We start from the raw sequence: 6000 nt of genomic DNA on the forward strand, positions 1-6000 counted from the left end.
CACTCCCGTCGTCCGACGACCGCGTCCGTCGCGTGATACGGCGCGGGAGCGCTACGGGTTCAGCGACACCGGCAGGAAGGTTGCCGATTACCGCAGTAGGGGTCCACTGCTCACCGGCCGGAGCCGCCGCAAACCGGGCCGTCAGGGCACGTCGCGCCGGACGTACCGGACGGCACCGGCTCCGGCGACGAGCAGGGCGAAGGCCACGAAGACGGCTAGCCCGACGCCCGGCGGCAGGTCGGAGCCAGCCAGCGAATCGGTTACCCCCCGTGTGGGCGTCATCGCCGCTCGCGAGGAGGCGAACGGTAGCCAGTCCCGCACCCCCTCCAGCGGAGCTACCAACTCCAGGAGAGCGCCGAAGAGTCGTTCGACGAACAACGGCCAGAGGATCATGAACAGTGCGGTAAGCACCCTGCCGCGGGTCAGCGAGGACACGCCGATCGCCACCACCGGCCAGCAGGCCAGGACGACCAGATAGTTGAGGCACGGCTGCCAGAAGGCCCAGGTGAGCAGGTCAGCCGGCACAGCGAGGAGCCTGCCACCGTTCAACACCGCCACCGTGAGGACGGCCAGCAGAGCGGTGAACGCACCGACGGCGGCGACCGCCACGGCAGACACGAGAAGCTTGGCCAGGTAGGCCAGTCCCCTGCTGGGCAGCGTCAGCAGCGTCGTGCGGGCGACGGCATACCGCCGTTCCGCGGCGAGCGCTCCCCAGCCGAGATTGAACAGGAGCGCACCAACCAACGGCAAGTTACATCAGAAGGAAGGCTCATGTTCCGGTGGATGGCTGGCCGACCGGCGGCTACCCGCCCTTGGCGATTGGGGGTGAGCTGCGTCACGATGGGGCCGAGGAGGTCGCCGATGGCTGACCCGTGGCTCGCCCTGGAGTTCGGCGCCGATCCGGTGGAGCGGATCGCGCAGGTCGGCGCCGCCCACGAGGCGTTCCTCGCCGCCGGCACGGCGCCGCAGCGGGTCCGCGAGGTGGTCCGCCGCTCGTGGGAGCGGTCGGTGCTGCTGGACCCGGAGGGCACGCCTCCGGTGGACCTGGCCGACGACGCGCTGGAGAGCTACCGCGCCGCTCACCCGCTCGCCCGGGTGCTGCCGCTGTTCCGGGACCTGCTCGGTGGGATCGCCCAGGACGGTGCGCACCTGATGGCGGTCTGCGACGCGTACGGGCGGCTGCTCTGGGTGGAGGGGCACCCGGGGGTGCTGCGGCACGCCGAGCGGATGAACTTCGTGCCCGGCGCGCGGTGGGACGAGGCGCACGCCGGCACGAACGCCCCGGGCACCGCGCTGGCCGTCGACCACAGCGTGCAGATCTTCGCCACCGAGCACTCACCATGACGCGCTACGACGCGCCCACCCACTGGCAGTCCCGCTACGACCACTTCATCGGCGGCGAGTACGTGGCACCGCACGGTGGCCGGTATTTCGAGAACCCCACACCGGTGACCGGGCAGACCTTCTGCGAGGTGGCCCGGGGCACCGCCGAGGACGTCGAGAAGGCCCTCGACGCGGCGCACGGCGCGGCCGACGCGTGGGGCCGCACCCCGGTCGCCGAACGGGCGCTGATCCTCAACCGGATCGCCGACCGGATGCAGGAGAACCTGGAGCCCCTGGCGGTCGCCGAGACCTGGGAGAACGGCAAGCCGGTACGCGAGACGCTCGCCGCCGACATCCCGCTCGCGATCGACCACTTCCGCTACTTCGCCGGGGCGATCCGGGCCCAGGAGGGTTCGCTCGGCGAGCTGGACGACGGCACCGTCGCCTACCACTTCCACGAGCCGCTCGGCGTGGTCGGTCAGATCATCCCGTGGAACTTCCCGATCCTGATGGCCACCTGGAAGCTCGCCCCGGCGCTGGCCGCCGGGAACGCGGTGGTGCTCAAGCCCGCCGAGCAGACCCCGGCGTCGATCCACTACTGGCTGTCCCTGGTGGCCGACCTGCTGCCGCCGGGCGTGCTCAACATCGTCAACGGCTTCGGCGTGGAAGCGGGCAAACCGCTGGCGTCCTCGCCCCGGGTGGCGAAGGTGGCGTTCACCGGTGAGACCACCACCGGGCGGCTGATCATGCAGTACGCCAGCGAGAACATCAAGCCGGTCACCCTGGAACTGGGCGGCAAGAGCCCGAACATCTTCTTCGACGACGTCAGTGCCGCCTCCGACGACTTCCTGGACAAGGCGCTGGAAGGCTTCACCATGTTCGCCCTCAACCAGGGCGAGGTCTGCACCTGCCCGTCGCGGGCGCTGATCCAGCAGGGCCACTACGCGGACTTCCTGGCCGCCGCCGTCGACCGCACCCGGGCGATCGTCGCCGGGCACCCGCTGGACACCGACACGATGATCGGCGCCCAGGCGTCCAACGACCAGCTCGAGAAGATCCTGTCCTACCTGGACATCGGCCGACAGGAGGGCGCCCGGGTGTTGACCGGAGGGTCACGTGCCGATCTGGGTGGCGACTTGTCGGGCGGCTACTACGTTGAGCCAACCATCTTCGAGGGCGACAACTCGATGCGGATCTTCCAGGAGGAGATCTTCGGCCCGGTCGTCTCGGTGACCTCGTTCGCCAACCTGGACGACGCGGTGAAGATTGCCAACGACACGCTGTACGGGCTCGGCGCGGGCGTCTGGAGCCGGGACATGAACACCGCGTACCGGGCCGGACGGGCGATCCAGGCCGGCCGGGTGTGGACGAACTGCTACCACGCCTACCCGGCGCACGCCGCGTTCGGCGGCTACAAGCAGTCCGGCATCGGCCGGGAGAACCACAAGATGATGCTGGAGCACTACCAGCAGACCAAGAACCTGCTGGTCAGCTACTCCACGAAGAAGCTCGGCTTCTTCTGATGAGCGATCTCGTGACGGTGACCCCCGCGGCGGCCGAGCTGTTCCGGTCGCTGCGGGGGCAGCACGGCCCACTGATGTTCCACCAGTCCGGCGGCTGCTGCGACGGCAGCGCCCCGATGTGCTTCCCGGCCGGCGAGTTCCGTACCGGCGCGTCGGACGTGCTGCTGGCGGCGCTGGCGGTGGACGGGGTGGCCGAGCCGGTCGAGTTCTGGATGTCGACGGCGCAGTGGGAACTGTGGCGGCACACCCGGTTGACCGTCGACGTGGTCCCCGGCCGGGGCAGCGGCTTCTCCCTGGAAGCCCCGGAGGGCGTCCGTTTCCTCATCCGGTCCCGCCTGGCCGCCTGACGGTGGTCACCCCGCGTACTGGGCCGCCACGCACATCGCGAGCACGGCGGCGACGAACGCCGGGATCGCGGCCGTCGTGCCGGCGGACACCGCGGGTGGCCTCGGGTCACGTGTCGTCGTGCCGACGAGCAGGAGGCCGCTGACCAGGAACGCGGGTACGCCCATCACCACTCCGACCAACGCGGCCCCCTGCCGGTCGGAGAGGCAGAAGCCGGTGCAGTCGTCGGGCGTCACATCGGACAGTCCGTAGCTGACGGCCGCGAAGGCGGCGGCGACGGCGGCGTACCAGCCGAGCAGCACCAGCGTCGCCAGGACGGGGCTGGTCCGCCACCGGGGGTACTCCGGCTCCTCGGATGACCGGCCCGTCATCGCGTCCCCCCGATCACAATTGCGGCGACAGCCAGCAGGACGAAGGCGGGTGTCGCGGCGACGAGCCCCACCCGCGCGGCCCGACGACCCGGGTGGCGGCTGCTGACGACGCCGAGCGTCACCAGGCTGACCACCATCGCCACCAGAAGGGCTGGGGCGCCGAAGACCAGACCGGCGACGAGCACCCCGTCCCGTGGTGAGAGGCAGAACGTGTCCTGGCAATCCGCCGGGCGCTCATCCGACACGGTGAGGGTCATCGCGAAGTAGGCGACCACGACGACGATGTGCCAGACGAGCAGGTGGAGGGCGGCCAGGCCGGGGTTCGTCCTCCAGGGCCCCTTGGGCGTGAACGCCGGCATGGTCTCAGTGTGCGGTCCCCGACCGGATGCCGCCGCCCCGCCACCGGTGTCAGTCGTCGCAACCGTACCCGTTGTTGTCCCGGTCGAGGTCGTAGATGTCACTGCCGATGACCTTGACCGGGCCGGAGACGTACGCGGGGCCGTTGCCACTGCCGCCCGCGCAGTCGACGTCGCTGGCGATCGGTACGCACGGGCTGTAGTTCGGGTCGCAGTTGGACCTCGCCTTCGTGCCGACGGCGACGACCTGGGTCACCGCCTTTCTGGTCACCACCGAGCTGACCAGCTTCTTGCCGGTCTGCACCCCGTCCGTCACCGTCACCTGGTAGGTCAGGGTCCGTGCGCCGTCCACACCCCGGGTGCGGATCACCCGCTTGCCCATGGTCAGGTTCGCGTCGTTCACCGTCCGGATGGTGTACCTGACCCGTGCCGTCTCGGTGACCGTACGCACCCGCACGACGGGCGACGGCGCGGCGGTCGGGCTGGGCGGCACGGTGGACGCGGCCGCGGTAGGGCTTGCCGGCGTGGCCACGGCGGTGTCCCCGGCCACCTCGTCGGCGTCAGCCGGACCGGCGAGGACCGGCTGTGGAGACTGGTCGGCAGCGGTGTCGGTGCGCTTCGGCTCGGGCTCGCCCACCAGGGCACCCAGGACACCGGTGCCCGCGCAGCAGAGCAGCAGCAGCGACAGCGCCACGCCGAGGATCAGCGCGACCCCACGGCCAGGACCGAGTCGGGAGAGCCGGGACAGTGCAGGTGCGGTCACCCCATCGAGTCTCGTCAACAGGACTCGTCCCGTCATCCCCCCTCTCGCCCCTCACCCCTCACCCTCTGCCGCGATCTTGCACTTTGTGTCGAGCCGATGTCCCCTTCCGTGCCATCCTTCCCAACAGAAAGTGCATGATCGCCGAGACCGCCGGTCAGGTCAGGTTGAGGGCGGCGCGGACGGTTGCCGCGATGTGGGCTGGGCGGCGGTAAAGGTCGCGGTCGGTGAAGTAGCGCATCCGCCAGCCGTGCGCGTCAAGCCAGTTCAGCCGGTCACGGTCGTAGCGGAGCCGGTCGCGGTCCAGATGGGACTCGCCGTCGTACTCGATCCCGACTCGGCGTTCCTCGTACCCGAGGTCGAGCCGGAAGCGGGGGAAGCCCTGGTCGTCGTACACCCAGAGCTGCGGCTCCGGAACAGGGAGCCGCCCGTCGACCAGGATCAGCCGGAGCTGGCTCTCCTGCCGGCACTCGGCCCGGCCGTCCGCCAGCGGAGCCAGTTCCCGCGCCTGCCGTACGCCCGGCAGCCCCCGGTGGCCGGCGATCTCGGCCAGCAACTCGTCCCGGGTCACCGCGCCGGACCTGAGCGCGCAGTCGAGGACGGGGAGGGCGTCGAGCCGCCGGACCGTACGCGCCAGGTCCACCGCACACCGGGCGGCCGGCACGCAGGGAACGCCGCCCAGGAGGACGGGACGTACGGGGAGCACGGAATGATGGACAACCAGGCCGGGCAGCCGGGGCTTGGGCACCGACGGCGGAAGTTGGACGTGCACCTCCGTTTCCCGGAGCACCCCGAAGCCGTGGCGACGTGCCGCACTCTGCCGGGCCAGCATCGCCCCCTCGGGCAGACACAGCAGAAGAGCGTGCAACTCGCCCTCGTCGTCGACGGGCCGATCGGCGTACACGCCCCGCCGCACCCGAAGCAACTCGTCCCGGCCGACCTGGGTCCGGAGACGCGCGACGGTCAACGTGCGCAGCAGTCTTCGCACCCGCAGCAGTTGTGCGGTCATGGCCGGCACGATGCAGCCCTCTGCGGTCCCCCACCGCCCCCCACCACCAACCTGTGGACAACAACGCCCCCTGTGGACAACCCCCAAAAACTCCCGCCCTGTGCTACCCACCTTTCAAACCGCCGCGATTTTGCACTTTCGGTTACCAATTAGTCCGCATTGCATCATTCGCGACGACACAAAGTGCAAGATCGGCGTAGGGCAAAAGCGTACGGCCTGGGGTATTCCTCTGGGATCGCCGTATCATCAAAACAACAAGTACGTAAAAACTCGCCACGTCTGTAGATAATAGTATCATCAACTGTCACATACA

7 protein-coding genes and 1 pseudogene are annotated in these 6000 nt (G+C 69.9%); 3 read left to right on the forward strand and 5 right to left on the reverse strand.

The annotated features are described in order from the left end of the window. Nucleotides 1-141: 141 nt before the first annotated feature. The gene (locus D7223_RS31690) at nt 142-744 is read right to left on the reverse strand and encodes a hypothetical protein (protein ID WP_147252597.1); all 603 of its coding nucleotides are present in this window, start codon (nt 742-744) and stop codon (nt 142-144) included. A gap of 117 nt (nt 745-861) precedes the next feature. Here D7223_RS31690 and D7223_RS31695 point away from each other — a divergent pair. The 3 genes and pseudogenes from D7223_RS31695 to D7223_RS31705 all read left to right on the forward strand — a co-directional run. Beyond that, nucleotides 862-1335 (forward strand): annotated as a pseudogene (locus D7223_RS31695) (transcriptional regulator); the annotation flags it as partial. A 5-nt stretch (nt 1336-1340) separates the two neighbouring features. Beyond that, nucleotides 1341-2846: an aldehyde dehydrogenase gene (gene adh, locus D7223_RS31700; protein WP_120733259.1), complete on the forward strand. Its 1506-nt coding sequence runs from the start codon at nt 1341-1343 to the stop codon at nt 2844-2846. After that, nucleotides 2846-3193: a DUF779 domain-containing protein gene (locus D7223_RS31705; protein ID WP_120733261.1), complete on the forward strand. Its 348-nt coding sequence runs from the start codon at nt 2846-2848 to the stop codon at nt 3191-3193. Before adh ends, D7223_RS31705 begins: the two co-directional genes overlap by 1 nt. 6 nt (nt 3194-3199) lie before the next feature. On the opposite strand, the gene D7223_RS31710 is transcribed toward D7223_RS31705, so the two are convergent. The 4 genes from D7223_RS31710 to D7223_RS31725 all read right to left on the reverse strand — a co-directional run bounded on the left by D7223_RS31710 (nt 3200) and on the right by D7223_RS31725 (nt 5687). Continuing rightward, entirely contained in the window at nt 3200-3562 is a 363-nt protein-coding gene (locus D7223_RS31710; protein ID WP_120733263.1) for a hypothetical protein, read from the reverse strand. Beyond that, complete coding sequence (locus tag D7223_RS31715; RefSeq protein ID WP_120733265.1) at nt 3559-3921, reverse strand: hypothetical protein; 363 nt, start codon at nt 3919-3921, stop codon at nt 3559-3561. Before D7223_RS31715 ends, D7223_RS31710 begins: the two co-directional genes overlap by 4 nt. A 49-nt stretch (nt 3922-3970) precedes the next feature. Continuing rightward, entirely contained in the window at nt 3971-4681 is a 711-nt protein-coding gene (locus D7223_RS31720) for a G5 domain-containing protein (RefSeq protein ID WP_238162317.1), read from the reverse strand. 154 nt (nt 4682-4835) lie between these two features. Further along, a complete protein-coding gene (locus D7223_RS31725) occupies nt 4836-5687 on the reverse strand; it encodes a hypothetical protein (protein WP_238162318.1) in 852 nt (283 codons plus the stop codon). Nucleotides 5688-6000 lie beyond the last annotated feature (313 nt).

It is taken from the genome of Micromonospora endolithica (genome assembly GCF_003626595.1).
GTDB classification, from domain to species: Bacteria; Actinomycetota; Actinomycetes; order Mycobacteriales; family Micromonosporaceae; genus Micromonospora; species Micromonospora endolithica.

Bases quoted from the DNA above. Each gene is read 5' to 3' on its own strand.
- adh (WP_120733259.1), top strand. From the start codon at position 1,341: ATGACGCGCTACGACGCGCCCACCCACTGGCAGTCCCGCTACGACCAC.
- D7223_RS31705 (WP_120733261.1), top strand. From the start codon at position 2,846: ATGAGCGATCTCGTGACGGTGACCCCCGCGGCGGCCGAGCTGTTCCGG.
- D7223_RS31710 (WP_120733263.1), bottom strand. From the start codon at position 3,562: ATGACGGGCCGGTCATCCGAGGAGCCGGAGTACCCCCGGTGGCGGACC.
- D7223_RS31715 (WP_120733265.1), bottom strand. From the start codon at position 3,921: ATGCCGGCGTTCACGCCCAAGGGGCCCTGGAGGACGAACCCCGGCCTG.
- D7223_RS31725 (WP_238162318.1), bottom strand. From the start codon at position 5,687: ATGACCGCACAACTGCTGCGGGTGCGAAGACTGCTGCGCACGTTGACC.